Raw genomic sequence first — 24958 nt, forward strand, 5'->3', positions numbered from 1 at the left:
AACATGCCCGAGACCGTGCTCGACGCCGTGGCGCACCTGCCAGAATGGCCCGTCCGTCGCGACTGGGGGATCGGCGTGGTGGGCGCGGGCTTCATCGTCCGCGACTGCCACCTGGTCGCCTACAACGACGCCGGGTTTCAAACGCTGGCGATCACGTCGCGGACGGAGTCGCGAGCGCGCGAAGTCGCCGAGTTTCGGGGCGTGTCTCGGGTGTATCCGACGGTCGAGGCCCTGCTCGACGATCCGGAGATCGAAATCGTCGACGTCGCTGTTCCGCCGGCCGAGCAACCCGCCGTGATCCGCCGAATCGTCGACCACCCGCGGAAGGTTCGCGGAATCCTGGCGCAGAAGCCGTTGGCTTTCACCTCCGCCGAGGCCCACGATCTGGTCGCGGCCTGCGACGCGGCGGGGATCGCGCTTCAGGTTAATCAGAATATGCGGTACGACCACTCGGTGCGGGCTCTCAAGGCGCTTCTCGACCGCCGTGTTCTGGGCGATCCGGTGCTGGCGACGATCGAGCTGCGCGCGATCCCGCACTGGATGCCCTGGGCCCGCGACGGCCGTTCGCTGTCGACCTTCATCATGAGCATCCACCACCTCGACACCTTCCGCTACTGGCTGGGCGACCCTCAACGGGTCCTCGCGAGCACCCGCCCCGACCCTCGGACGACGTTCGCCCACGCCGACGGCATCAACCTGGCGATCCTGGAATTCGCCAATGGCGCTCGGGCGTCGAGCTGGGACGACGTCTGGTCGGGCCCGGCGCGCGAGGGCGCTGGGGCCGACCTCGGCGTTCGGTGGCGGTTCGAGGGGACCGACGGCCTGGCCCTGGGGACGATCGGCTGGCCCGCCTGGCCCCGTCGCGAGCCGAGCACGCTGACCTATTCGACCCGGTCCGACCACGGGAAATGGCATAAGCCGGTTTGGCCGCACGCCTGGTTCCCTGACGCCTTCGCCGGCACGATGTCCGGATTGATGCGGGCGATCGAGGACGGAAGCGAGCCCGACATCTCCGGTCGCGACAATCTGCGGACGATCGCGCTTTGCGAGGCCGTCCTCGCCGCCGCGTCGGAACACCGCGTGGTGCCGTTCGCCGAGTTCCTGTCATGATATAATAGAGGTTGGGGCGGAGAAGCGGATCGCGACGTGTGCGGGCCCGCTCCGAATCTCATCGGCGACGTTTCCTCTATCGGGATCCATTCCCTTGGTGGAATCACCAGTCTGCACCAGAGCGTTGATCTTCGCCGCGTGGTGGCCGGTCGACCATGTGTTTCCGCTCGCGGCGGTGTTCCTGCTCGCCTCCTCGGCCGTCGGCGCGATGGCCTATATGCGCCATCTCCGAAAGCGGCACTCGGCGCTCGCGACCGACCTGGAGACGATCGCCGATCAGCGTCGCGAGGCCGAGCGGGCGCTCCGCGAGACCGAGGCCATCTATTACTCGCTGGTCGAGACGCTGCCGCAGAGCATCCTGCGGAAAGACCTCGAAGGTCGATTCACGTTCGCGAACAAGCGGTTCTGCGCCGAGCTCGGGCGCAGCCTCGACGAGATCGTCGGTAAAACCGACTACGACTTCTTCCCCAACGAGCTGGCTGCGAAATACCGGGCCGACGACCGCCGGGTGATCGAGAGCGGCCGGGTGCTCGACGTCGTCGAGGAGCACATCACCCCCCAGGGCGACACGCTCCACGTCCAGGTCATGAAGACGGCCCTCCTCGACTCCGACGGCAAGCCGATCGGCGTGCAGGGGATCTTCTGGGACGTGACCGCGCGGATTCGGGCCGACGAACAGCTTCGCGAGAAGAACGTCGAACTTGTGGAACTGGCTCGCTCCGAGCACCAGGCGCACGAGGCGCGCAAGCAGGCGCAGAGCTTGCTCGTTCAGAACGAGAAACTCGCGAGCCTGGGCCACCTGGTTGCGGGCGTCGCCCACGAGATCAACAACCCGCTGTCGTTCGTCAGCAACAACGTGGCGGTCATGGAGCGCGACCTTCGCGATTTGCTGGCCTTGATCCGGCTTTACCGTAGAAGCGACCACGTCATCAAGCAGGCCGACCCCAAGCTGCTTGAAGAGATCGAGGAAGTCTGCGACCGGATCGATCTCGATTACTGCCTGGATAACTTCCCGAGACTGATAGACCGCACCCGCGAGGGCCTTCGGCGGATCGAGCGGATCGTCAAGGAGCTTCGCCTCTTCGCTCGGGTCGACGAGGGCGAATGGAACGAGGTCGACCTCAACCCCGGCATCGAATCGTCGATCAACATGGTGAAGGGGTACGCGCGCAAGAAGGGCGTCCACATCGTGATGGACCTGGGGGCGCTGCCGGCCGTGCGGTGCCGGGCCGCGCGGATTCACCAGGTCATCCTCAATCTCTTGACCAACGCCATCGACGCGTGCGGCGAGAACGGCGAGGTGAGGGTCCGCACCGAGACCGAGCCCGACGCGCTTGGCGTCCGGGTCGACATCGACGACAACGGCTGTGGGATCGAACCGGCGATCCTAGAGCGGATCTTCGACCCCTTCTTCACCACCAAGCCGCTCGGCCAGGGGACCGGCCTGGGACTCTCGATCAGCTACGGGATTGTTCAGGAGCAGAACGGACGCATCGAGGTGCAATCGACGCCCGGCCACGGAACGTGTTTCTCAGTGCATCTGCCGATCGAACCCGTTCGGCCGCCGTCCCCGGACGGCTCCGGCGAACACCCACTTGCCGACGAGCGTGACGGACCGACCACGACGACGCCGACCCCGTCCCTGACGCGCGAGACGGTCAGGCCGACGTCGGCCTTGAAAAGGGGAGACGGCGCAACATGAGACTCGGCCTGATCAATTCGGCCTGGGTTCAGGCGGGCCGAGGCACGGCTTTCGGCGTTCGCAAGACCAAGGAGATCGGTTTCGACTGCATCGACGTCTTCGCCGACCCGCTCGACATCGACGCTCGCGAGCGACGGCTGATTCGCGACGAATGCGCGCGAGCGGACCTTCCGATCGTCAGCCTCCCCTGCGTCGCCGCCGGACTCATCGACTTCAACCCGAGCGTCCAGCGGTTCCACGTGGACCGCGTCCGCGACTACCTCGATTTCGCCTACGAGCTGGAGGCGCGCAACGTCTTGCTCGTGCTCGGCGAATACATCTGGCAGCAAGAAGTGATCCCCCCCGCCGAGCAGTGGGCGGCCGGCGTCCGCCACCTTCAGACGCTCGGCGATCACGCCGCAAGCCTCGGCCTGGAGATCGCGCTCGAACTCGAACCGTTCAAGCTTTCGTTGCTCAACGACGTCGGCAGCATGTCGCGGTTTCTGATCGACGTCGACCGCCCATCGGTGAAGGCCAACCTCGACATCTCGCACCTGGTCCTCTCCCATCAATCGGCCAAGTTGATCGAGACCCTGAGGGGCCGGGTCGCCCACGTCCACATCTCCGACTGCGACGGCAAGGTTCACGGCGATTTGCCGCCGGGCCGGGGCGTGGTCGACTTCGCTCCATACCTTGATGCGATTCGAGATCTCGGGCTGGACGATGACGCGACGGTGTCGATCGAGTTGGAGTATTCGCCCGACCCCGAGCGGATCGTCGAGTGGGTCGAGGAAGCGTACACGGCGACCGCCGACCTGATGCGCGCCGCCGGCCTGCGATCGTGAGCGCCTGGGCGAGTTGGACGGCCCGCGCTCTGGTGATCGTCGGCCTCGCGGTCCTGATCGGCTGGCCACTGGCGGCGACGATCGTTGAGGCGGTCGGAGTTGCCGAGACGGCCTCGGATTCGAGCGGAGGACTCGACCCGGCGGCGACGGCCGCGGTCGTCGCCGAGAGCGGCGGCCTGGCTCGACCGGCGCGGCTGGCTTTCGAAACCGTTGTGTTGGCCGTCGCGTCCGAAGCCCTGGCGTTGCCGGTGGGCGTCGCGCTCGCACTCTTGCTGTTCCGCACCGACGTCTGGGGGCGCCGGCCGTTGCTGTTCTTGCTGGGGCTGGCGGCGTTCATCCCGTTGCCGCTGCACGCCACCGCCTGGCTGGGGGCGTTCGGCAACGCCGGCCGAATGCAGGCGATCGGGGTTCAGCCGATCTTGGTTGGGCGACTGGGCGTGGCCGTGATCACCGCGCTGGCCGCCCTGCCCTGGGTCGTCTTGCTATCGGGCGTCGGCCTGCGGCTGGTCGAGCCCGAGCTGGAAGAAGGCGCCCTGCTCGACTGGCCGGCGTGGCGGGTCTGGCTGGGCGTGACCTTGCGACGGAGCCTTGGCGCGGTCGCCGCCTCGGCCCTGGCCGTCGCGGTGCTCGCGGCCGGCGACATGACGGTGACCGACCTCTTGCAGGTCCGTACCTACGCCGAGGAAGCGTACGTCCAGTTCACGCTGGGCAACGGCCCGGCCAGCGCGGCGGCCGTCGCGATTCCGCCACTGCTGGTCCTGGGGACGGTCGTTCTGCTGGTCTGCCGGTCGCTCGCGCGGCACGCGCCGAGGCGGCTGGCTTCGGCCTTCGAGCGGTCGAAAACCTGGCGGCTGGGCCGGTGGCGGGTTCCCCTGGGGATTTTCCTCGTCGCCCTGGTCGGTAACATCGTGGCGTTGCCGCTCTACAGCCTGATCTGGCGCGCGGGGCGGGTCGGAGGCCGGGCGACGCTCGGCAAGCCGCCGACGTGGTCGTTCGCCGGCCTCGGAGGCTCGCTGCGGTTCGCGTTCGAGGAAAGCGTCGAACCGCTGACGACGAGCGTGATTCTCTCGCTGGGCGCGGCGACGCTGACGGTCGTGCTCGCCTGGGCGATCTGCTGGCTGAGTCGTGCGTCGCGCGGGTGGCAGGCGCTCACGCTGGGGGGCGTTGCCTTGACTCTCGCCGCGCCCGGGCCGGTCGTCGGCATGGCCTTGCTCCTCGCTTATCGCACGGTCGATTGGGTCTATGACTCGCCGTTGATCGTGGTCTTCGCCATGTCCGTCCGAGCGTTGCCGTACGCGATCCTGATCCTTTGGCCCTTCTTGCGGAGCTTGCCGACCGAGGTCTTCGAGGCCGCGGCGATGGACGGCGTCGGGCCGATCGGCGAAGTGTTTCGCATCGCGATCCCGCTCTCGCGACGAGCGACCCTGGCCGCCTGGGCCGTGGCGTTCGTCCTGAGCCTCGGCGAACTGCCGGCGACCAACCTGATCGCGCCGCCGGGCGTGCAGACGATCAGCCTTCTGATCTGGAGCCTCCTGCATACCGGAGTGGAAAGCCACCTCGCGGCCGTGGCCCTCGTCACCCTGGCCGCGATCGCCGTCGCCGGCGTCGTCGCGGTGTGGTTGCTTCAGCGCGCCGTGGCGCGGACTCGTGCATGACATGATCCGCCGGCGTCGTGTAAAATCCGGTAGGTTTGTGAATGAGGATCAAGCTTCGACTGCGAACCGAAGCAATTTCCATCCCGGGATGCCCTGCCAGTGGAGGAGATGATGACGAGCACATCGTTTCACGGATCGGATCGGCGGCATCGATTACTACGCATCGTCGCTTCGATCTATAGCATGATCGGCGGAATCCTGCTCGGTCTGGGGACGTCCCTGATGGCTTTCGCGCTCTACACCGCCCTGGCCACGACGATTTCGGTGCCACCGTCCGAGGTAGGATTTGGCCGTCCCCAGACGAGCTTCTCGCCGTTGTCCGCCGGCCTGGGCGCAACGCTGTCCTTGCTGTGGTCCGTCGGAATCCTACTCGGAGCACTGCAATTCCTGGCGACGGGGGCGCTCATTCGACTGATGATTCAACTCGAAGCGAATACGCGCGCCACGGCCCAGCTTCTCGACCGAGTTCAGGTGCGTCTGGAGCCGGCCCAGGAAGGGACGGGGTCGATGTTCGTCGCCTGAACCGAGGCTCGGAACCGCTTGCGGGCGAGCCGTTACGCCGCGGCGATCGAGCCGGAGCCGGCGAGGGCCGAGACGACGGCGTCGGCGGTGGTCTCGGCGGCGTGGACGCAGTCGGGGATGCCGACGCCGTCGAACGCAATTCCGGTCAGGAACAGGTTGGGGTGCCTGGCCGCCTTGCGTCGGATCGTCTCGACGCGTTCCAGGTGCCCGAGCACGTACTGCGGCATGGCGCGGGGGTGGCGGCCGATTTCCAGGAAGAGGGGCTCGCCGCGGACGCCGATCAGGTCGCCGAGTTCGCGGGCGACGATCTCGCGGATCGCGTCGTCGTCGAGGTCGAACAGGTCGGGCTGGGTGGCTCCGCCGATGAACACCCGGATCAGGGCCGAGCCGGCCGGGGCGCGACTCGGGAACTTGACGTTGAGGAACGAGGCGGCGAGGATCGACCGCGACTCGACGGCCGGCACGACGACGCCGAAGCCGTCGAGCGGGTGCTTCACCTGGTCGCGGCGGTAGGCGACGTTGACGATGATCGACGAGGCGTAGGGGATCGCGCGGAGCTGGAGGGCCAGCGAGGGGTCGAGGCCGTCGAGCATCCGGGCCGTCGCGTGGGCTTCGGTCGTCGCGATCACGGCGTCGGCCTCGATCGGCGGGCCGTTGAGCAGCTCGACGACCCAGCCCGCACGATCGCTCCGGCGGCTGATCCGGCGCACCGGTCGGCCGGTCTGGATCGCGCCCTCGCCGAGCGAGGCCGCCAGTGTTCGCGGCAGGACGTCCATGCCGTCGGCCAGCGAGACGAACATGCCGTACCTCGCGCCCGACGATTCCTTCTCGCGACGCCGGGTCTCGGCGCTGCCGCGTTGCCGCCAGGCCGCCCGAATCAGGCTGCCATATTGCTTTTCCATGGCCAGGAATTGGGGGAGCGTGGCCTTGAGGCTCAGGTTGCCGGGGTCGCCGGTGTAGATGCCTCCCACGAGAGGTTGCACCAGGCGTTCGAGCGCCTCGCGACCGAACCGACGGCGGACGAAGGAGGCCAGGCTTTCCTCGGCGTCGCTGTCGCGGCGCGGGATCATGATCTCGGCCAAGAGCCGGAGCTTGCCCCGCCATGAGAGGATCGGCGTGGTGAGGATCGGCAGCAGCCGGTGCGGGGCCATCAGCACGAACCCCTCGGGCACTGGTACGAGACGGCCGTTGCGGACGACGAACGAGCGGCGATGGGCCGAATCGGTCTCGATCAACTGATCTTCGAGGTTCAGCCGACGGCAGAGGTCGAGCGCCCACGGCTTGTTGGTGATGAACGAATCCGGGCCGCCTTCGAGCGTGAAGCCATCGCGGCGGTCGGTCCGGATCACCCCGCCGACGCGGTCTTTCGCTTCGAGGACGACGACTTCGACGGGCCTTCGGAGCTGCTTCGCCGATTCGTGGAGGCGGTGCGCGGCGACGAGTCCGGAGAGTCCGCCGCCGATCACGACCACCCGATCCGTAGTCTTCGAGCCTGACGACCGCTCGAGCGAAGTCTTCATCAACACAAGTCCCTCGCGAGCCGTTCTGGGAACCTCGCTGCTCAAACCGCGAGTGTCGCCGATTCCAACCGATTTTGCCAGATGCGAGGGAAAAATGTCAGTTCAACCGACGCCGCCGCGACGCGTCTGAGAATACTCGTGGACGACGTCGATGAGCGCACGGACGTGGTCGACCGGCGTGTGCTGCAAGACGCCGTGTCCCAGGTTGAAGATGTGGCCGGGCCGGCCGTCGGCCTGGTCGAGAATCCGATGGGTCTGGGCGGTGATCTCGGAAATCGGCGCGAACAAGGTGACGGGGTCGAGGTTGCCTTGCACGCCGACCTGGTCGCCGAGCCGGCTCCAGGCCTCGTCGAGTTCCACCCGCCAGTCGAGCCCGATCACCGAGCCGCCGGCGTCGCGTTGCAGTTCGAGCAGCGAGCCGGTGCCGGTCCCGAAGTGGATCGACGGAACCCTCGGATCAAGCATCGAGAAAAGGCGCGTCATGTGCGGCTGGACGAACCGTCTATAATCGTGAGGGCTGAGCGCGCCGACCCAACTGTCGAAAACCTGGAGCACTTGGGCGCCGGCCTCGACCTGGGCGTTCAGGTAACGGGCCGTGGCGTCGACCAAGATTTCCATCAGGGCGTTCCAGGCGCCGGGGTCGCGGAGCATCCAGGCCTTGGCTTTTTCGTAGTGTCGCGAGCCGCCCCCCTCGATGGCGTAGCAGGCCAAGGTGAACGGAGCGCCGGCGAATCCGATCAAGGGGAGCGATGGCGGCAGAGCCGCCCGGATCAGCCGCACGGCCTCGAAGACGAAGCCCAGGGGTTCGAGATCGTCGAGCCGTCGCAGCCGATCGACGTCGTCGGCCGACTGGATCGGATTGTGGATGACCGGTCCTTCCCCCTTGGCGAACTCCAGGTCGAATCCGAGCGGTTCGAGGATCAGTAGGATGTCCGCGAAGAGAATGGCCGCATCGACGCCCAGAATTTCCGCCGCGGTGACGGTCACCTCGGTCGCCAGTTCGGGCTGCTTGCAAAGTTCGAGGAACGACGTCGTGGCGCGGACCGCCCGGTACTCGGCCATGTAACGGCCGGCCTGACGCATCAGCCAGACCGGCGTGACGTCGGTCGGCTCGCGGCGGCAGGCCTTCAGGAACGGGCTGTTCCACAATCCGTCGGGGAGGGGCTGGTCGGTGGAGGCGGGGGCGCTGGACATGGAATCGGGTCGTTTCCTTTGGGCCGAACAAGCGGGAGGAATTAGAGTTCCCCCATGTTAACGGCTCCGTCGTAGTCGTGGGAACTGGCTCTGGCGTGATTCTTGAGTACAACAGCCAGGAGATTGGCGGTCCAGGCCGAGCGTACAATAGGTTAGGATGGAATCCGAAGCATTACGATTTCGAGGAAAGCATTCATCAAAATGGATCAGCACGACTCTTGCGACAGGCCGCGTCGTTCGGCCGATCAGCCGGGGGCCGACGCCTCGGATGCGGATTTCTTGAGCTCCAAAGGTAGAGAGGCCCTATCCCCGGCCGTGCATCGCAACGGCTCCCAGCCCCGTTCGTCGATCGGCGGCAGGACCGATGACGAGCAACTCCTGAACCGGCCGGCGTCGTCGGACCTGGTCCCGACTCCCTGGATGCCCGAGCAGGCGGCCTTCACCCATGACGAACCCTGGCGCGTGCTTCGCATTCAGGGCGAGTTCGTCCACGGGATCAACGCCCTGGCCGAAGTGGGCGCCGCCGTGACGGTCTTCGGCTCGGCTCGAATCAAGGAGCCGAACCCCCTTTATGAGGACGCCCGGAAGCTTGGCAGGCTGCTGGCCGACGCGGGGTTCGCGGTGATCACCGGGGGAGGTCCGGGGATCATGGAGGCGGCCAACCGGGGCGCTTTCGAGGCCGGCGGGTCGTCGATCGGCTGCAACATCCAGCTCCCGTTCGAGCAGGTCGGCAATCCTTACGTCAACCTGTCGATCGATTTCCGTTATTTCTTCGTCCGCAAGACGATGTTCGTCAAGTTCTCCGACGGGTTCGTCATCTTCCCTGGCGGCTTCGGCACGCTCGACGAGATGTTCGAAGCCCTGACGCTCGTGCAGACGCGGAAGATCAACCGATTCCCGATCCTGCTCTACGGCACGGCCTACTGGAAGGGCATGCTCGACTGGGTCGTCGACACCGTGCTCGAATCCGGGGCGATTTCGCCCGAAGACATGAACTTGCTGATCGTGACCGACTCGCTCGAAGAGATCCGCGACGCGATGGTCGAGTGCTATAAGAAGCGGTGCTGGGATACGTGGAAGCGATCGGTCGGCGCCAGCGTCGACGCCGATCCGCCGGGCGCCCCCGCCTCGGCCCTCGACCCAAGCAAGGGCGACGCCGAGTAGAGTCATCGATGGAGATTTTCCGACCATGAAGGACGCCTTGACGCCAGCGATCGAGCCGGCCGTGACCGATGCGCCCCAGGGCTTCGACGACCTCGAAGCGATTCTCGACGCCGAAGGACCCGCCCCGGCCCTCGATCGCCTGATCGAGCGTTTGGACGCGTCGCGCGACTACCGGCTCTTGCTTGACGCCCTCTTGCTCAAGGCCCGGCACGAGCTGGGACTGCCGTTGATCCAGGTCGGCAAGTACGCCGAGCTGCCTGAGGAGCAAAGAACGCGATTCGAAGACCGTTACGTCGAGGCGCTCCGCCGCGTCGGCTCGCGGTTCCTCGACGTCGACGACATCCCCACCGCCTGGGCCTATTTTCGGGCCATCGGCGAGACCGCGCCGGTCGCCGCCGCGCTCGAGACGTCGCAGGCTCCGAAAGACCCCGAGAAGCTCGGGCCGATAATCGAGGTCGCCTTCCACCAGGGGGCCAACCCGAGGCGTGGTTTCGAGCTAATCCTCGAGCATTACGGCGCCTGCTCGGCGATCACGTCGCTCGAACAGCTTGGACCGATCGATCCCGCGATTCGGTCCGCGTGCATCGAACGGCTGATCCGCCACATCCACGCCCAGCTCGCGGCCAACATCCGGGCCGACGTCGTCCAGCGCGGGCAGCCGAAATCGCCCGAGGGCGCTCCGATCGCGCAGCTCATCGCGGGGCGGGACTGGCTGTTCTCGGACGAGTCGTACCACATCGACATCTCGCACCTGACCTCGACGGTCCGGTCGTCGCTTCAGGTCACCGACCCCGAGGCGCTCGACCTGGCGATCGACCTCGCCGAGTACGGCCGGCGGCTGTCGCCCAGGCTTCAGTACGACGGGGCGCCTCCATTCGAGCGGACCTTCGAGGATCATTACGTCTTCCTCCGCGCGGTCCGCGGGCACGACGTCGACGCCGCGATCGCTCACTTCCAGGCGAAGCTCCCCGCGCCGGAGGCCGGCGCCGAGGACCTGGAGTCCACCATGCCCGCCCAGGTTCTGGTCAACCTGCTGGTCCGGCTCGACCGCCTCGACGAGGCGATCGATGTCGCCGCGGCTCACCTCGCGAACGTGCCCGACTCGCTGCTCGCCTGCCCACCGCTCGCCGAGCTTTGCCAGCGCTCGGGGCGGCTTGATCGACTGGCGTCGGCAGCCCGCACCATGAACCACCCGGTCCATTTCCTGGCCGCGATGATCCAGGCCCGGAACAAGCCGTAAGATCGCACCTGAGTTTCGGATTTCCACGGATTCGAGACTTGATCGGAGGCCGTCCGTCGTCCTCTAATTGTAGGGTCGAATTGCGGCGTCGAAACCCGCTCTCGATCTTCCGGCTAGTACATAAACTCGACCAGAGTGCGAGGCCGTCGCCCATCGACGTCTCGCGCGATGATCGGTCAAGAAGACGCCCGACGCTCCTGGCCTTGATTGACGAGGTTTCCCTTGATGAAACGTCTTCTGGGAGCGATCGTGACGTTGCTCTTGCTCGCCACGTCGACGTTCGGACTGGATGATCCGCCGAAGCCCGTCAGCCTCTTCGACGGCAAGACGCTTGAAGGCTGGGTCGCTGAGCACGCCGACGGATTCGGCGTTCACGACTCGGTCCTCGCCGTCAATGGAGGCGCGGGGTGGTTGCGGTCGGCCAAGTCGTACAAGAATTTCGAGCTCGACGCCGAATTCCGGATCGTCAAGGCGGGGACCGAGGGAAGCCTGCTGTTCCGAACCAGTCTCGAAACCGCGCCGACGGATCCGTTTGGACCCGTCAAGGGGTATCAGCTCCAGCTCATGGACGGCGACGGCGGCTTCATGCTCTTCGGCCACGGGACCAACCCGCCTCGGTTCGAGCGCAAGACCGATGCGCTCAAGGCGGCGGCGAAGGAACTCGGGACCTGGCGAAAGCTCAAGATCAAGGTCGTCGGCGCGCACCTGGAGGCTCGGCTCGACGACGTCCTGATCACGACGTCCGACGCGATCGAGCAGAACCCCGGTCATCTCGGTCTGATCGGTAAGACCGGTCAGCTCGAATGGCGGAACATGACGATCCTCGTCCATCCCGATTGAACGATCAGGCGAAGCCTTCCTCCTCGATCAGGCAGAGGCCGGCGTCCGCCAACTCGGCGGCGGTGTGCTCCTCGAAGCGGCTGAGCAACAGGTCTCGGCCCCAGTCTTCGTTCTCGACGGCTTCGAGCGGCGGTAGTCGATCCTCGCCGAAGTGATTGACGAGGATCACATAAGCCTCGGCGACGCCAAGCTCGACGACCGGCTTCAGCTTCATCTTCATCCCCATCGGCGGTTCGCCCAGTCGGCGACAGTGACCGGTGCCAGCCGCCACACGCCCTGGCCGCTCTCAATCCAGCGGTAGCCGGGAGGGGCTTTCCAGAGGTCTTCTTCGTTGGGCGTCGGACTGCGCCGGCGACGCTCATCAGCGAGCACGCCGGCTTCCTCGACCCCCGCCGCGTAGTAGATGAACCCGGCCAGGGCGACCTGGATCAGGTTGAAGGTCAACAGGCTGTAGATTCCGAAGCCCAACGCGAGCGCCCGTCCGACGCTCGCCGCGAACGACGTCGCCCGGCCCCGCCCGATCCAGCCGCTGAGAACGGCCCGCAGCACCCGCCCGCCGTCCATCGGAAACGCCGGGATCAGGTTGAAGCCGCCCAGGACCAGGTTCATCGCCATCAGTTGCAGCAGGAAAAAGCTCGCGTAGTCGCCCAGAATGGCGGAGCCCCCCAGCCCGAGCACTGCGCACAGACCCGCCGCGATGGCGAAATTCACCGCCGGCCCGGCCAGGGCGATGAGCAACTCGGCCCCAGGGGCGCGCGGCATGCGCATCAGCCGGGCCACGCCGCCGATTGGATAGAGCGTGATATTCACCGTGCCGATGCCGAACCGGCGCGCCGTCAACGCGTGCCCGAATTCATGCAAGAGCACGCAGCCGAACAGGGCGATCACCAGCGGCAGGTTCGCAACCGCGCCCGGCGCGAACAGGATCAAGAGAAAGGTCGGGTGCAGGAAAACATCGATCCCCGCAGCCCGACCTAGCTTCCAAGACATTCGCATCGACGAACCACGTCCCTTTCTGGAGGGAGATCAACCCGTCTCCTCGACTCCACTACCTAATTCGACGACGAGTCGATGAAAGTTCGCCGGAATCGGTCTCGATCAGCCGTACAACGGACCGAAGTTGGCGCAGGCGCGGTAGTCGGCGGCCTGCGGCTCCAGCGCTCCGAAGAGGCTCCAGGTGCTGGGGCGGAAGACCTTCTCGGCGGGCACGTTGTGCATGGCCACGGGGATTCTCAGGATCGAGGCCAAGGCGATGAGGTCGGCGCCGATGTGGCCGTAGCTGATCGCCCCGTGATTAGCGCTCCAGTTGGCCATCACGCTGTACACGTCGGTGAACGGCCCCTCGCCGGTCACGTTGGGGACGAACCACGTCGTCGGCCAGGTGGGATTCGTCCGTTCGTTGAGAATCTTGTGGACGTCGGCCGGAACGTCGACCGAAAAACCCTCGGCGATCTGGAGTACGGGTCCAAGCCCCTTCACCAGGCTGAGCCGGCTCATCGTCATCGGCATCCCTCCCCGTGAGAGGTAGCACGACGAGTAGCCGCCTCCTCGGAAATACTCGGAGATCGCCGCGGGCCAGGTGGTCGCGTCGAGGCAGCGTTCGGCCTCGGCCTCGCTGATCTCCCAGAACGGCTTCATCGCCGGCATGCCGTCGCGCGACTGCTCGCCCGTGCCATCCAGCGTGGCGGCGCCCGAATTGATCAGGTGGATGATCCCCCCCGCCGCGAGCCCGGACAGAGTATGCCCCGTCACCCGCTTGACGGCGTCCGGGCTCCAGTACGTCCGCACGTCGGCGAAGATCTGGGCCGTATTCGTCAGCAGATAGCCGAGCAGCATCCCGACGCCGTTGAGGCAGTCGTTCTCGGTGGCGACCATGTACGGCATCCGGACGCCGTTCCAGTCGAACGACGAGGTCAGGATCGCCTCGGAAAAGTCGCCGTTGGGCGAATGGTCGGTCCACGCTCGCTGACCCTGGAACCCCCCGGCGATCGCGTTGTGGCCGAGGGCTTCTTCGCCGTAACCTAGTGCGTCGAGCCGGGGGTTGCCGATCATCAGGTCGCGGAGGATCAGCGTCATCTTGACGACCGTGCGCCAATCCTCGGCCTTCACCTCGGCGGTCTTCCGGGCGGCCGGCGGATTGTAGTCCTTGCCTTCCTTGCAGTTCACATGAACCCAGAGCAGGGCTCGCTCGAATTCGTCGGGGTCGTAGATCTCCTCATTAATACGGCGCGTCAACTCGCTCATGTCGACGCACTCGACCCGCATGCCGAGGTAGTGCTCGAAGAACGGCTGATCGACGATCGAGCCCGAGATGCCCATCGACACGCCGCCGACCGACAGGTACGACTTGCCTCTGAGCGTGGCCGCCGCCAGCCCGGCGCGGACGAACCGCAGCAGCTTCTCCTGGACGTCGTCGGGGATGTTCGTATCGCCCGAATCTTGGACGTCGCGGCCGTAGATGCCGAACGCCGGCAGGCCTTTCTGGTTATGGGCGGCGAGCACCGCCGCCAGGTAGACCGCGCCCGGACGCTCGGTGCTGTTGAACCCCCAGACGGCCTTGGGCATCAGCGGGTCCATGTCCATCGTCTCGCTGCCGTAACACCAGCAGGGCGTGACCGTCAGGGAGACCCCCACGCCCTCGCGGGCGAACTTGTCGGCGCACGCGGCGGCCTCGGCCACCCCGCCGATGCAGGTGTCGGCGAGCACGCACTGCACCGGCTCGCCGGTCGGGTGCCGGAGGTTGGCGGTGAGAAACTCGGCGGCGTTCCGAGCCATGGCCGTGACCTGGTCTTCCAGCGACTCCCGAACCCCGCGCCGGCGGCCGTCGATCACGGGACGAATTCCGATTTTCGGCAACCGACCGATCCAGGGGCTCTTGACGTTCGAACTCATGACTCACGTTTCCTTTTCGTGGCAAGAATTCGCCACCGACGGCGCGTGGCGCGATTCCATCTTTTTACAGGGAGTGGCTGATCCGCGAAATGGCGCGGTATCGCTTCGCACGAAGAACGCGGCGACGGGAGGCCGATCAGCGTTCGAGAATCCCCGGGCGGGGCAAGACGTAGCCTTTGACGGCCACTTCGATCTGCGGCCAGTTCTGCGCCGCGGTGACGACCTCGAAGCCGCGCGAATCGACGACGATCGTGTCTTCCGAGCGGGCCGACCCGACGCTGGGGCTCCAGCAGACGGCCATGTCGGGCTCGAGCACGATGTTGCTGTCGGGAACGAGCAGCGCGTCGCGTGGGGAATAGCCGATGAAGACGCCCTGATAGTCCAGCGTCCACTCGTGCGGCGCGTCGAACTTCTCGTAGATCCGCCGCGATCGGCGGAAGACTTCCGAGACGGGCTCGCTGGGACGGGAGAAGTAGATGCAAGTGGCGTCAACCATCGTCGCCAGGGCGTGATGGGCGCGGAACTCGGCGTCGACGGGACCGAACGAGACGGTGCGGGTCAACGAGGCGCAGAGTCCGTGGCGACGTCCCGTGACCGTGATCGTCGCCCGCTTGTTGATCGGCTCGGCCTTGAACGTCGGCTGGCGATATCGGCCGAGCCGGTCGTCGCTGGCGATCCGCAGGTTGACCGGCACGACCCCTTCGCGAAGCAGGCGATGGGCCAGGTGGCCGGCGACGTCCGCCTCACGCTCACCCCGGTCGAAATTCCGACACGTGGCCTCGACCGCCAGAGCGAGCGTCCGGCCCAGTTCGCGGAGCCGTTGCCGTTCGAGGTTCGTCAGCCGGCGGCGAAGGGCGCTCAGGGGATCGAAATCGCGTCGCCACGGCGTGCAGCCGGATGTGGACATATCGGCGACGATCCGCTTGTTGTGGCACAACTCGGCCACGACGCGGAGCGGGTCGTCGAACCAGGGGCGTTCCTTGAGCTGGAAGCCCAGGCCCGCCAGCTCCTCCTCGAAAACCCGTGAGCTCTGGACGTTGTCGGTGATCACCGCGCGACTGTTGCGGTTGATGAACAGAAGAATCGAGCTGAATTCCGAGCCGCAACCCTGCCCGACGTCGCCGCCGGACGTGAACCAGGCGACCGACTCGGCCCGTCCCAGAACGACCGCGTCCTGGTCGTTGCGGTCGAGGAACTCGCGAATCCGCTGATGCTTGATCTCGACGTCGTCGCGCCGGCGCTTCAGCTCGGCCTGCTCGTGGTCGGCCGTGGGATCGGGCACGACCGGTAGCGAGTCGGCCTCGGGGCGATCCGCGGCCGTCTCGCGGACCCGATCGTAATGATCGGGCATCAAACCCGCGCCCGGCAAGATCGTGATCAGACCGCTGGTGGACGCTTCGGTCGACACGGCGTCAGCCCTCTGGCCAATTGCGAATCAAGACCCGTCCAGACCGAGGTCCGGTGAAGCGGTGAACTAACGATCTTAAGTGTTTAAGAATTGGCAACCTTTATCCTTCCAGGTTTGGCGAAGGAATTCAAGAAGCCAGGCCGCGGAAAATGATCCCGATGCGCGGAATTTCTCGCGCGAATTCACGCTGCGTCGGATGCGCGTTCCCGCCAGACCTCGTTCAGAAAGTCGAGAACATCGGGCAGCAGGTCGCGAGGGCTCGGCGCTTCGACCCGAAGCTCGAACCCATGGCGCGCGCCGTTTATCTCGATCAGCCGGCTGGGGATCGCCATCCAGCCAAGTCGTTTGTGCAATTCCCGCGCCTGGCTGATGGGAACCCACAGATCGTCCGTCCCGTGTATCAAGAGCATCGGTCTCGCTCGGTGCGAAATGAGCGTCACCCACTCATTGAGCTTCGTGCGAACCATGTTGTCCAAGTCGCCGGACGATAGGCCCATGAGATCTCGCAACGGGTCGTGTTTGAGCGATCGAAATGCTGCGAGTTCCACCAGGCTCGTTGGCGTGGAGAGGCAGACGGCAGCCTTTACCTGCTGCCTGGCTCCGGCCATGTAGCTTCTCAGAGGGGTGCCGAGTCCTATATGAGCAGCTAGGAAGCCGCCCGCCGAAGTACCGACGATGGCGAGTCGATCGGTGTCGACTCGGTATGTTTCGGCGTAAACGCCGAGCCAGTCGACGGCGGCGGCGACGTCTTCGAGCGCTCCGTCCCAGCTTGGCGCGCCCGGGCGCGCCAGTCGATAATCGACAACGGCGACGACGATGCCGTGCTCCGCGAATCGAGCGAACTGCGGGCCGTAATCGCGCTTCGAGCCCCCAACCCAACTTCCGCCGTGGACGGCGACGATCGCGGGCCGAAGCTCACCCGTCCCTGCCGTTGGGGGACCCGCGTCGGCGGGGAGGTAGAGATCGAGCGCCAGGCGTTGTTCTCCGAAGTAGCGATATGTCAGGTCGCGGATCACGACCACGCCTTCGGGGAGCGGCGGTTCGGTTGGCTTCTCAGCCGCCCCGGCCCAGACCCAGGCCGTTGCGGCGGCCGTCATGGCCCATCCGACGCTTCGAACATGAACCAAGATGCGATGCCACATCGGTCACCACTTCCCAAAGCGCACCACCGATCGCAAACACGCGACGGCTGTCTTTCATAATACGTAGTCTACAACGGAGGGGATGCGATGCCGGACGAGATGCCGAAAATCCCCCTGCTTCAGCAGCGTGAGATCGAGGCTGGGATCGTCGGCCCGCTGGTCCGGGCCTTCGCCCATGAGGTCGGCCAGGAGCGGGCGCTGATGGTGCTTCGCGAGGTCATCACCGATCTCGCCCGGCGGAGCGGCCGGAATCTCGCCGTCTCGCTCGGCGAGGACTCGTTGGAGGCGTTCGCCGGGGCGCTCGACCGGTGGCGGGAAAACGACGCGCTGGAGATCGAGATGCTCGAACAGTCGCCCGATCGCCTGTCCTTCAACGTCGTCCGCTGCCGTTACGCCGAGATGTACCGCGCCCTGGGGCTCGGAGACCTGGGGGCGAGCCTTTCCTGTCAGCGTGATTTCGCCCTCGTCGAAGGCTTTAATCCGGCTATCGATCTGGAGCGCACCCAGACGCTGATGCAGGGGGCGCCTTATTGCAATTTCCGGTTCCGACGAGCCGCCGGGCCGGAAGCGGACCCGAGTTAGCGTGGCGCGTCGTGGCTTGCTTGCTTGGCGGCCGGGTCGACGACGGGTTCGGGGGGCGGGCTCGTTACGAACTGACAGCGGTCGCCGAGCACCCCGTTCCAGGCTTGGAGTTGCGGGTTTGACAGGATGGCGAGCGACTTGCGACGGATCGCCGTCTCTTCGGCCGGGTTGAAGCCGTTCTTGATGAACCGGGCGTTGCGGTCGGCGATCAGGTGTGTGAGTTCGCGGACCTGGCTCGTGCTGAGCTTCAAGATCTCGGCGACGGCGGGGCGGCTGACCAGGGCCGACGAGCCTTCCCACTGGAGGTCGATCTGGCTGAGCCGGCTGAACTGCTGCTCCGACAGGTTCGCTGTCAGCCACTGACTCTGCGCGTCGTCGATCGCCTGACGCTCGGCGATGACCGTGCCGCCGGTCTTGCCGCGCAGGGCCTGCGCCCGCTGCGAAAGATCGTCGATCGTCTTGTGCAGCGAGGCGATCTGGGCGGCTTCGAGCTTGACGTCGGATTGAACGTCGGGGCGAGTCAGCAGCAGCAAGGGCGCTGTGCGAATCCCCATTCGGCCGTCAGGCAACGACCAGTCTCCCCCGTCGCTTCGACCCGAGAAGACGGCGAGAATCAGGCTCAATCCGAGACCGAAGACTCGCACGGCCTTGGCGAAAAACAGTCCTCGACGCATCTGGCGGCTCCCTCCGCTCGATTCGGCGCACTCGTTCCATGAGGGCCGGAACGCCCGTCCCGGAACGACCGCGAGCCTCGACGAGTGGATCTCGCCGAGGCTCGCTTTATACGACGCTCTTAAGGATCAGGAAAGACCAGTGTGCAGCCGACGTCAGCGGGAACCGCGGGCACGCGTCGATTTGACGGCCGCACTCGACTTGGGGGTCGCGCTCTTGGTGGCCGCGCTATTGCTAGTCGAGTCCTTCGAGCCGTCCGCCGCGACGTCGGCCTTTGCCGTTGCACTGCCGTTGGCGGTCGCGTTGTTGGCATTCGCATTGTTGGCAGTCGCGTTGTTGCCGTTCCCCGGGCCGCCTGGGCCACCCGGCGCGCCTGGGCCACCCGGGCCGCCTGGGCCACCTCGCATGAAGCCCTGGCGAACCAGATTCACGTCGAAGGGCTTGCCGAGCATCTTCTTGAAGGTGGTGACCTGGCGACGATCGAGAGCCTTATAGACCATCGTGTAAGACCGCTCGGTCAACGCTTCTTCCTGCTTCCTAACCTCGTCCATCTTGGCTTTGACGTCCGGCTGCTCCATCAACTTGCGCATGGCTTCCGGATCGAAGTTGCGGCGATTACCGCCTTGACCGCCGGGGCCGCCGTTGCCAGCTTGAGCGCCAGCGCCGTTGGTTCCCCGAGCACCCTGACGGCCTCGTCCCGTGTTGGCGTTGGCGTTCGCCGGAGGAGTGTTCTGGCCGTTGGCGTTCGCCGGAGGAGTGTTCTGGCCGTTGGCGTTGGCTTGCCCTTGCTGGCCGTCGCGGAGCGATCGGAAGACGTCGCGGGTCTGCGACATGATCTCGCGGCGCTGCTCGTTGGCGGCGCCCTGAATCTCGCGGATTTCCTCGGCCTGTTCGTCTCGGATTTCGAGGCGTTCGGCCACGTCGGGCTTGAGGACCGCGAACGGACCTTCGACTTGAAGTTGAATCTCGTAGAGGCGGCGGATCTGGGCCTTGTCGAGGATCTTGGCGAGACTCTGCTCCGATCCCGCCTGAAGCTCTTCCATTCCCTGCCGCATCATCTCCCGGCTCTCACGCTGCACTTCGTTCTGTTGCTGCCGGAATTCCTGCTGCACGGCGTTGGGATCGACGCCGCCTTGCTGGCCGCCGTAGGGGTTGGCGCCGAAGCCTTGGCCGGCACCTTGGAGACCCGACACCAGAGCCTGGTTGCGCGGGTCGAGAGTCTGGGGGCCTTGCTGGAGATTATTCGCCGCATCCTGTTGTGCGGCCTGAAGCTGGGCTCGCGCGGCGTCACCTTGCTGGCGCATGTTCTGGAAGAACTCGCGCCGCTTCGAATCGAGGTCTGACGAAAGCTTGCTGATCTTGATTTTCTGGCTGTCGGTAATCTTCACTTCTTTCTGAACCGGGTCGATGCCGGCCAGCGAGATGATCGATCCCCCAGGGCCACCGAAGCCTCCAAAGCCACCGGGGCCTCCGAAGCCGCCGGGCCCGCCAGGTCCTCTCTGGCCGCCTTGGCCGCCCTGCCCGCCTTGACCACCCTGGCCGCCGGCTCGGTTGCCCCGTCCGCCTCCGCCTTGCTGTTGCGCAAAACTGGTCACGGAGGCCGCGGCCACGGCGGCGGCCAGACCTCCAGCGATTACGGATAAGCGAATACGCGACATGCCCATGCTCCTCGAATACACGGATTCCGCCATCAGTGGCCGTAGCCCAACGGTCGTCAATGGCCGGGGCCGACGTCTTCACTCATCTTAGCGGCTTTCGAGGGGAGGGTGGCCGGGATTCTCGGTCAAGCTTTTAAGAATAATCCGTTCCGGTCGGATGCCGTTCGTAGTGAGTCTTGGCGCTTGCCCCTATTCGAGATGCGGCTCGCGTATTGCGATCAGTGCGGCCGCGAAGTCCAGAGCCAGGCGGCCAGCGCGAAGGTCGCCGACATCGTGCTCAACCGGACGAGCAGTCGGTAGACCGCGAACCGTCGTGGGGCGAGCGACAGTGAGCCTTCGCCCCCCTCGATCGCGACACCGCCGGCCTCGGCCTGCCGCTCGAAGTTCGCCAGGGTCGACATGCCGACCAGATGGACGAGCCAGACGATCAGGAAGCCGACTCCCTGATCGAGCCAGGCTCGCCAGGGGACGGGGGGAATGCCGGGCTTCCACCAGGCCGGGGTGGTCAACGGCGCATCGCTCTGGTAGACGACGAGCCGGAGCGAACCGGCGTCGATCTTCTCGCCATCGCTCACCCGGACGGCCAGGTCGACGGGCTGGGGCGTTCCCTTCGAGGGGGTGCCTTTGACCAGTCCCGAGTCGGGATCGAAGCTCAAACCCTCGGGAAGCGCGCCGTCGAGCGACCAGTGGAGCGGCCCCTGGCCGCCGTCGGCCGCCAGGGCTACCGTGTACGGCCGGCCGGCGATCGCCTCGGGAAGGCTCTCGGGCGTGAGGATCTTCAACGGCCGACGCGCGACCTCGGCCGGCCCACCGTCCTGGGGGCGCGCCGCGGAGTCGATCGCCTTGGGGAGCAGGGCCATGATGACCATCGTGAGCAGCAGGATGAACAGCAGCGCCCCGGTGAGCTTGGTCACGACGACGGCGACGAACGAATCCTCGCCCGATCCGCCGAATTCCAAGCCCGATCCGCCGCCTCGCCGATTCCGTCGCATGGCTTGCCTCTTTATGGAGACCCCGGGCGCGTCCCGATCGCGCTCCTTGAACCCTCAAACGGACGACCGCCGCCTGCCGCGTCAGGCCGCCCGGACCGAGTCGGACCGCGAGCCGCCGTTGCCGCCGCCGCCATTGCCGCCGCTGCCTCCTCGGTCGTCGAACATCCGTTTCACGATATTCTTGTACAGGGAGTTCCCCTGCTCGATGCTGACGTTGATCATCTCAAGGGCGTCCTTGAGGCTGTTCATCGTCTTGGCGAGCTGCTCCTGGGTCGACCGGCTCGACTTCTCGTAGGCCGACGCCCACGAGCCGGCGAGGCTCTCGATAGCCGTGGTGGTGCGATCGAGTCCGCGCTTGATCTCCTGGAGCTGCGGATCGGGGGCGTCCGACCGAGCCAGGGCGTCCTCGATTCGGGAGAGCGAGGCGGCGGACCTTCTCGTCGATTCGCTCAGGTTCCCAAGCGCCTCGAACTCGCCGCCGATCCGGCCGATGGTCTCGGCGCCTTGCTGGAACGCCGAGAGTGAAGCCGGCATCAGCTCGACCGACGCCGCGAGCCGGCGGATCGGGTCGCTCAGGCTCTGGCTGATCTTCTCCGCTTCGACTTGAAGCGAGCGGGCGGCCGGCTCGAGGATGGTCGCCAGCTCGGTCCGCAGCCGTTCCAGATGCGGGCCGATCAGCTCGTCGAGCCGCTCGGTCATCGGATCGCGGCTGCCGGCGCCGGGCAGGACGTGCTCGACGACCCACCGATCGACCCGCGCCAGGTGCTGCTCGACCAGCCGGAAGATCATGGTTTGAACCAGCATCAGCGCGGCGCTCAGGAACAAGGCGAGCAGGGTGCTGTCGAACGCGATCTGAAGGGCTGAGGTCACGCCGGTCAGGTTGCTCAAGAAGGCGTCGAGGTCCTTGACCATCGGCAAGACCTTGCTGATGTTCATGAGCGCTTTCGAAATGCCTTCGACCGTGCCGATGAATCCGATCACCGGCAGGAGGTAGAGGATGTAGCGCGTAAGAGTGAACCGGCCGGCCATGTGCTCCTGGTCAAGGCCCGACGCCTCGCGGTTGACTTCCATCAACTGGCTGGCCGAGGGGCCGCTGATCTCACGGGCGTAGCCCACGAGCTGCCGCACGCGGACGGTCAGGATGCGGCCGTCGCGGGTGATCGCTTCGGCGACCGGCGCTGGCTCGCGTGAGCCGACCCGGCTGAGCGTCTGGCCGATGAACTGGAGCAGTCTGGGCGCGTCTTCAAAGGCTCGCTCGTTGCGCCAGAGCCGGAGAAGCTCGTTGCCGAGGGTCAACACCGCCCAGAAGTAGATGGCCGTCCCGACGTACTGCTCCCAACCACGCTCGAACATGAGCGTCGGGTTGAAAACCATGAGGCCGATCGGGAACAAGAGCGCCAGCACGAGCATCGCCGACGCGGTGAGATAGCCCAGCCGTGGGGAACCTGAAGCGCCAGTCGCCATCCTTGGAATGTCCTTCCTTGAGATCCGACTCGATCATGAAAGACCGCCGCAAGACGGCCCCGACCTCGAAAGCTGGATCCGCCGAGAATCGCTACGACCTCTACCATCTCTCACATCGGTGCAACCGTTCCGCCGACTTGAGAGTTCTTCGAGCGGAATTTTTCTTGTGCGCTTCGTCGCCGGTTCACCGTTCTCCTTCGAGGCCGGCGCGGCGAGAAACCGCAGTTGTCGAACGTCGCGGCTTGTTGTATTCCATGGGCCGGCCTCGGTCCACATCGATCATCGACCGGTTCGGCCGAATTTCGCGCCCCGCGGAAAACTGAATGATCTTTCATGTTCGGCGACATGGATGTCGGCCGCACGGTTGATCGCGCACTGCATCTGGCGCGGGTCTCAAGGAGGAGGGTCGAACGATGACGAGCCTGCGGATGAACCCGCGCGGCGAATGGAAAGCCGATCCCCGCGACGCCCTCGGGCGTCCTTCGGGCCATTCGGCCGCCGAGTGGTCGCTCTCTCCTCTCAAGCTCACGATGCTGGCGGCGCTCTTCGGCCTCTTCACCGGCGGCCTCGAGTTGGTCCAGTGGCTGATCCGCAACGCGATCACCGGAGGCGTCTCGCTGGGAAGCTTTCAGATGAGCCGTCACTTCGTCTGGATGATCCCGGCCTCGAACCTCTCGATCTTCCTCGTCTCAGGGCTGGCGCTGGGTGGTCTCGCCTGGTTTCGACCCCGGTTGGCGACCCGGCTGGCGGTTCTGGTCTTCGGCTTCCTCTGCTTTCTGGCGTTGCTGCTCACGATCCCGGGCTTGTACGGGTTGGCGGCCGTCTCACTCGCCGGGGGGTTCGGCACGTTGATCGCGCGGCGGTTCGCGGCCCAGCCGGCGCGGGCGCTGTACATTCTCGCGTACTCGTTGCCGGTGCTTGGGGTTGCGGCCTTCAGCCTGGCCGGCTGGGACGTGAGCCAGGGGAAGCTCGCCGATCGTCCGCTCAATGCCTCGGCGGCCCCGGTTCGAGCCGAGTCGCCCAACGTCCTCTTGCTCGTACTCGACACCGTTCGCGCCGAGAGCCTCAGCCTGTACGGCTGCGACCGCGATACGACGCCGAATCTCGCCCGGCTCGCCAAGCGGGGAATCCGCTTCGAGCAGGCCCGATCCACCGCGCCCTGGACGCTCCCCTCGCACGCGAGCATGTTCACGGGGCGATGGCCGCATGAGCTGAAGGTCGGCGAGAGCCGCCCGCTCGATTCGACTTATCCCACGCTCGCGGAATACTTGACGGGCCACGGCTACGCGACCGGCGGGTTCATCGCCAATACCTTCTTCTGCAACGCCTGGTTCGGCCTGGGGCGCGGCTTCGACCACTACGATGATTTTTACGAGGAACAACTGGCCGTCTCGGTCGGCGAAACGCTGCGATGCTCGTCGCTGGGCCGGCTGATCGTCCGCCTGCTCCGCGACCCGTTCGGCGTCGATCGCCGCCGCAAGGACGCCTCGCAGATCAACGGCGACTTTCTGGCCTGGCTCGAAAAGCAGAAGGGCCAGCCGTTCTTCGCCTTCATCAACTACTTCGACGCTCACACCCCTTACGTCTTGCCCGAGGGGGCCGAGCATCGTTTCGGTCGACCGCTTCAGAACGAGCAGGAAGTCGCGACCATCCAGGGATGGGACGCGCGGTCGCGGACGAGCGTCACCGACGCCGAGCTGACCCTGACCCGCAACGCCTACGACGACTGCCTCGCGTACCTCGACGCCGAGATCGGCAAGCTGTTCGACGACCTGGAGCGGCGCGGCGTTCTCGACGACACGATCGTGATCCTCACGTCGGACCACGGCGAGAACCACGGCGAGCACGGCCTCATCGGCCACGGCCGCAGCCTCTACGATCAGGAGGTCCACGTTCCGCTGCTCGTGTTCCTGCCCGGCGGAGCGCACGCGGGTGAGGTCGTCGCCGATTCCGTCAGCCTCCGCGACATTCCCGCCACGGCCGTCGATCTGCTCAAGCTCAAGGACGGCTCGCCGTTCCCCGGCGTTTCACTGGCCCGATGCTGGGAGAGCCCCGGTGACGCGGCCGCGGCGGACGTCCCCGTCCTGACCGAGGTCCTGCTCCGCGACCAGATCTCGAAAAATCCCAACCGCCCCCCCGCCTGGCGCGGGCCGATGTACTCGATCGTCGCCGAAAATCAAACCTATATCCGCAACGCCGACGGTCAGGAAGAGCTGTACGACCTTCGCAGCGACCCGGCGCAGGCACGCGACCAGGCCGCCTCGGCCGAGTCGGCGGACGTTCTCCTGCGGATGCGCGAGCGCCTCAAGGCGCTCGCGCCGCAAGTCCCTCAAGGCAATTGAGGCTGTCCTCGCCCGGTCGAGGCGACGGCGGCCCG

Annotated in this window: 21 protein-coding genes; 10 read left to right on the forward strand and 11 right to left on the reverse strand. The window is 66.1% G+C overall.

Annotated elements, in window-relative coordinates:
• Positions 1–3: 3 nt before the first annotated feature.
• The 5 genes from BSF38_RS06305 to BSF38_RS29825 all read left to right on the forward strand — a co-directional run bounded on the left by BSF38_RS06305 (position 4) and on the right by BSF38_RS29825 (position 5813).
• A complete protein-coding gene (locus BSF38_RS06305) occupies positions 4–1110 on the forward strand; it encodes a Gfo/Idh/MocA family protein (RefSeq protein WP_076344016.1) in 1107 nt (368 codons plus the stop codon).
• A 97-nt stretch (positions 1111–1207) separates the two neighbouring features.
• Positions 1208–2812: a sensor histidine kinase gene (locus BSF38_RS06310; protein ID WP_237170899.1), complete on the forward strand. Its 1605-nt coding sequence runs from the start codon at positions 1208–1210 to the stop codon at positions 2810–2812.
• On the forward strand, positions 2809–3636 hold the full coding sequence (locus BSF38_RS06315) for a sugar phosphate isomerase/epimerase family protein (RefSeq protein WP_076344020.1): 828 nt from the start codon (positions 2809–2811) through the stop codon (positions 3634–3636). Before BSF38_RS06310 ends, BSF38_RS06315 begins: the two co-directional genes overlap by 4 nt.
• On the forward strand, positions 3633–5291 hold the full coding sequence (locus BSF38_RS06320) for an ABC transporter permease (protein ID WP_076344022.1): 1659 nt from the start codon (positions 3633–3635) through the stop codon (positions 5289–5291). Before BSF38_RS06315 ends, BSF38_RS06320 begins: the two co-directional genes overlap by 4 nt.
• Positions 5292–5402: 111 nt before the next feature.
• Positions 5403–5813: a hypothetical protein gene (locus tag BSF38_RS29825; RefSeq protein ID WP_145951996.1), complete on the forward strand. Its 411-nt coding sequence runs from the start codon at positions 5403–5405 to the stop codon at positions 5811–5813.
• 32 nt (positions 5814–5845) lie between these two features.
• On the opposite strand, the gene hemG is transcribed toward BSF38_RS29825, so the two are convergent.
• Together hemG and hemE are read right to left on the reverse strand one after the other, a co-directional pair.
• Entirely contained in the window at positions 5846–7333 is a 1488-nt protein-coding gene (hemG, locus tag BSF38_RS06330) for a protoporphyrinogen oxidase (RefSeq protein ID WP_076344024.1), read from the reverse strand.
• Between the two features lie 102 nt (positions 7334–7435).
• Positions 7436–8527, reverse strand: coding sequence for a uroporphyrinogen decarboxylase (gene hemE / locus BSF38_RS06335; protein ID WP_076344026.1), 1092 nt, complete (start codon positions 8525–8527; stop codon positions 7436–7438).
• A gap of 201 nt (positions 8528–8728) precedes the next feature.
• Here hemE and BSF38_RS06340 point away from each other — a divergent pair, with 201 nt between their 5' ends.
• The 3 genes from BSF38_RS06340 (at position 8729) to BSF38_RS06350 (ending at position 11771) form a co-directional block, all read left to right on the forward strand.
• On the forward strand, positions 8729–9691 hold the full coding sequence (locus BSF38_RS06340; RefSeq protein WP_083712730.1) for an LOG family protein: 963 nt from the start codon (positions 8729–8731) through the stop codon (positions 9689–9691).
• A gap of 25 nt (positions 9692–9716) precedes the next feature.
• A complete protein-coding gene (locus BSF38_RS06345) occupies positions 9717–10931 on the forward strand; it encodes a hypothetical protein (RefSeq protein WP_237170767.1) in 1215 nt (404 codons plus the stop codon).
• A gap of 225 nt (positions 10932–11156) precedes the next feature.
• Positions 11157–11771, forward strand: coding sequence for a 3-keto-disaccharide hydrolase (locus BSF38_RS06350; RefSeq protein ID WP_083712731.1), 615 nt, complete (start codon positions 11157–11159; stop codon positions 11769–11771).
• A gap of 4 nt (positions 11772–11775) precedes the next feature.
• On the opposite strand, the gene BSF38_RS06355 is transcribed toward BSF38_RS06350, so the two are convergent.
• The 5 genes from BSF38_RS06355 to BSF38_RS06375 all read right to left on the reverse strand — a co-directional run bounded on the left by BSF38_RS06355 (position 11776) and on the right by BSF38_RS06375 (position 17168).
• Positions 11776–11997, reverse strand: coding sequence for a hypothetical protein (locus tag BSF38_RS06355; RefSeq protein WP_237170768.1), 222 nt, complete (start codon positions 11995–11997; stop codon positions 11776–11778).
• Entirely contained in the window at positions 11988–12767 is a 780-nt protein-coding gene (locus tag BSF38_RS06360) for a site-2 protease family protein (RefSeq protein WP_076344030.1), read from the reverse strand. Before BSF38_RS06360 ends, BSF38_RS06355 begins: the two co-directional genes overlap by 10 nt.
• A gap of 102 nt (positions 12768–12869) precedes the next feature.
• The gene (locus BSF38_RS06365) at positions 12870–14663 is read right to left on the reverse strand and encodes an L-fucose isomerase (RefSeq protein ID WP_076344032.1); all 1794 of its coding nucleotides are present in this window, start codon (positions 14661–14663) and stop codon (positions 12870–12872) included.
• Positions 14664–14799: 136 nt separating this feature from the next.
• A complete protein-coding gene (locus BSF38_RS06370) occupies positions 14800–16071 on the reverse strand; it encodes a M24 family metallopeptidase (protein WP_237170769.1) in 1272 nt (423 codons plus the stop codon).
• A 182-nt stretch (positions 16072–16253) separates the two neighbouring features.
• Positions 16254–17168, reverse strand: coding sequence for an alpha/beta hydrolase (locus tag BSF38_RS06375; protein WP_076344034.1), 915 nt, complete (start codon positions 17166–17168; stop codon positions 16254–16256).
• Between the two features lie 132 nt (positions 17169–17300).
• On the opposite strand from BSF38_RS06375, the gene BSF38_RS06380 reads away from it, so the two are divergent.
• Positions 17301–17795: an L-2-amino-thiazoline-4-carboxylic acid hydrolase gene (locus BSF38_RS06380; protein ID WP_076344036.1), complete on the forward strand. Its 495-nt coding sequence runs from the start codon at positions 17301–17303 to the stop codon at positions 17793–17795.
• On the opposite strand, the gene BSF38_RS06385 is transcribed toward BSF38_RS06380, so the two are convergent.
• The 4 genes from BSF38_RS06385 to BSF38_RS06405 form a co-directional block, all read right to left on the reverse strand.
• Positions 17792–18469, reverse strand: a complete 678-nt coding sequence (locus tag BSF38_RS06385) for a hypothetical protein (protein ID WP_076344038.1) — start codon at positions 18467–18469, stop codon at positions 17792–17794. The two genes, BSF38_RS06380 and BSF38_RS06385, sit on opposite strands and share 4 nt — an antisense overlap.
• Before the next feature lie 153 nt (positions 18470–18622).
• Positions 18623–20125, reverse strand: coding sequence for a hypothetical protein (locus BSF38_RS31635; protein WP_210405683.1), 1503 nt, complete (start codon positions 20123–20125; stop codon positions 18623–18625).
• A 218-nt stretch (positions 20126–20343) separates the two neighbouring features.
• Positions 20344–21117, reverse strand: coding sequence for an Ig domain-containing protein (locus tag BSF38_RS06400; RefSeq protein ID WP_083712733.1), 774 nt, complete (start codon positions 21115–21117; stop codon positions 20344–20346).
• A gap of 81 nt (positions 21118–21198) precedes the next feature.
• On the reverse strand, positions 21199–22581 hold the full coding sequence (locus BSF38_RS06405; RefSeq protein WP_076344046.1) for a MotA/TolQ/ExbB proton channel family protein: 1383 nt from the start codon (positions 22579–22581) through the stop codon (positions 21199–21201).
• 413 nt (positions 22582–22994) lie between these two features.
• On the opposite strand from BSF38_RS06405, the gene BSF38_RS06410 reads away from it, so the two are divergent.
• Positions 22995–24923 carry a sulfatase-like hydrolase/transferase gene (locus tag BSF38_RS06410; RefSeq protein WP_076344048.1) on the forward strand — a complete coding sequence of 643 codons (1929 nt, stop codon included), beginning with the start codon at positions 22995–22997 and terminating at the stop codon, positions 24921–24923.
• The last annotated feature ends 35 nt before the right edge of the window (positions 24924–24958 follow it).

It is taken from the genome of Paludisphaera borealis (assembly GCF_001956985.1).
Taxonomy (GTDB): Bacteria; Planctomycetota; Planctomycetia; order Isosphaerales; family Isosphaeraceae; genus Paludisphaera; species Paludisphaera borealis.

Bases quoted from the DNA above. Each gene is read 5' to 3' on its own strand.
- BSF38_RS06410 (WP_076344048.1), top strand. From the start codon at position 22,995: ATGACGAGCCTGCGGATGAACCCGCGCGGCGAATGGAAAGCCGATCCC.
- BSF38_RS06400 (WP_083712733.1), bottom strand. From the start codon at position 21,117: ATGCGACGGAATCGGCGAGGCGGCGGATCGGGCTTGGAATTCGGCGGA.
- BSF38_RS06360 (WP_076344030.1), bottom strand. From the start codon at position 12,767: ATGCGAATGTCTTGGAAGCTAGGTCGGGCTGCGGGGATCGATGTTTTC.
- BSF38_RS06355 (WP_237170768.1), bottom strand. From the start codon at position 11,997: ATGGGGATGAAGATGAAGCTGAAGCCGGTCGTCGAGCTTGGCGTCGCC.
- BSF38_RS06315 (WP_076344020.1), top strand. From the start codon at position 2,809: ATGAGACTCGGCCTGATCAATTCGGCCTGGGTTCAGGCGGGCCGAGGC.
- BSF38_RS06340 (WP_083712730.1), top strand. From the start codon at position 8,729: ATGGATCAGCACGACTCTTGCGACAGGCCGCGTCGTTCGGCCGATCAG.
- BSF38_RS31635 (WP_210405683.1), bottom strand. From the start codon at position 20,125: ATGTCGCGTATTCGCTTATCCGTAATCGCTGGAGGTCTGGCCGCCGCC.
- BSF38_RS29825 (WP_145951996.1), top strand. From the start codon at position 5,403: ATGACGAGCACATCGTTTCACGGATCGGATCGGCGGCATCGATTACTA.
- hemG (WP_076344024.1), bottom strand. From the start codon at position 7,333: ATGAAGACTTCGCTCGAGCGGTCGTCAGGCTCGAAGACTACGGATCGG.
- BSF38_RS06380 (WP_076344036.1), top strand. From the start codon at position 17,301: ATGCCGGACGAGATGCCGAAAATCCCCCTGCTTCAGCAGCGTGAGATC.
- BSF38_RS06305 (WP_076344016.1), top strand. From the start codon at position 4: ATGCCCGAGACCGTGCTCGACGCCGTGGCGCACCTGCCAGAATGGCCC.
- hemE (WP_076344026.1), bottom strand. From the start codon at position 8,527: ATGTCCAGCGCCCCCGCCTCCACCGACCAGCCCCTCCCCGACGGATTG.
- BSF38_RS06405 (WP_076344046.1), bottom strand. From the start codon at position 22,581: ATGGCGACTGGCGCTTCAGGTTCCCCACGGCTGGGCTATCTCACCGCG.
- BSF38_RS06365 (WP_076344032.1), bottom strand. From the start codon at position 14,663: ATGAGTTCGAACGTCAAGAGCCCCTGGATCGGTCGGTTGCCGAAAATC.
- BSF38_RS06350 (WP_083712731.1), top strand. From the start codon at position 11,157: ATGAAACGTCTTCTGGGAGCGATCGTGACGTTGCTCTTGCTCGCCACG.
- BSF38_RS06345 (WP_237170767.1), top strand. From the start codon at position 9,717: ATGAAGGACGCCTTGACGCCAGCGATCGAGCCGGCCGTGACCGATGCG.
- BSF38_RS06385 (WP_076344038.1), bottom strand. From the start codon at position 18,469: ATGCGTCGAGGACTGTTTTTCGCCAAGGCCGTGCGAGTCTTCGGTCTC.
- BSF38_RS06375 (WP_076344034.1), bottom strand. From the start codon at position 17,168: ATGACGGCCGCCGCAACGGCCTGGGTCTGGGCCGGGGCGGCTGAGAAG.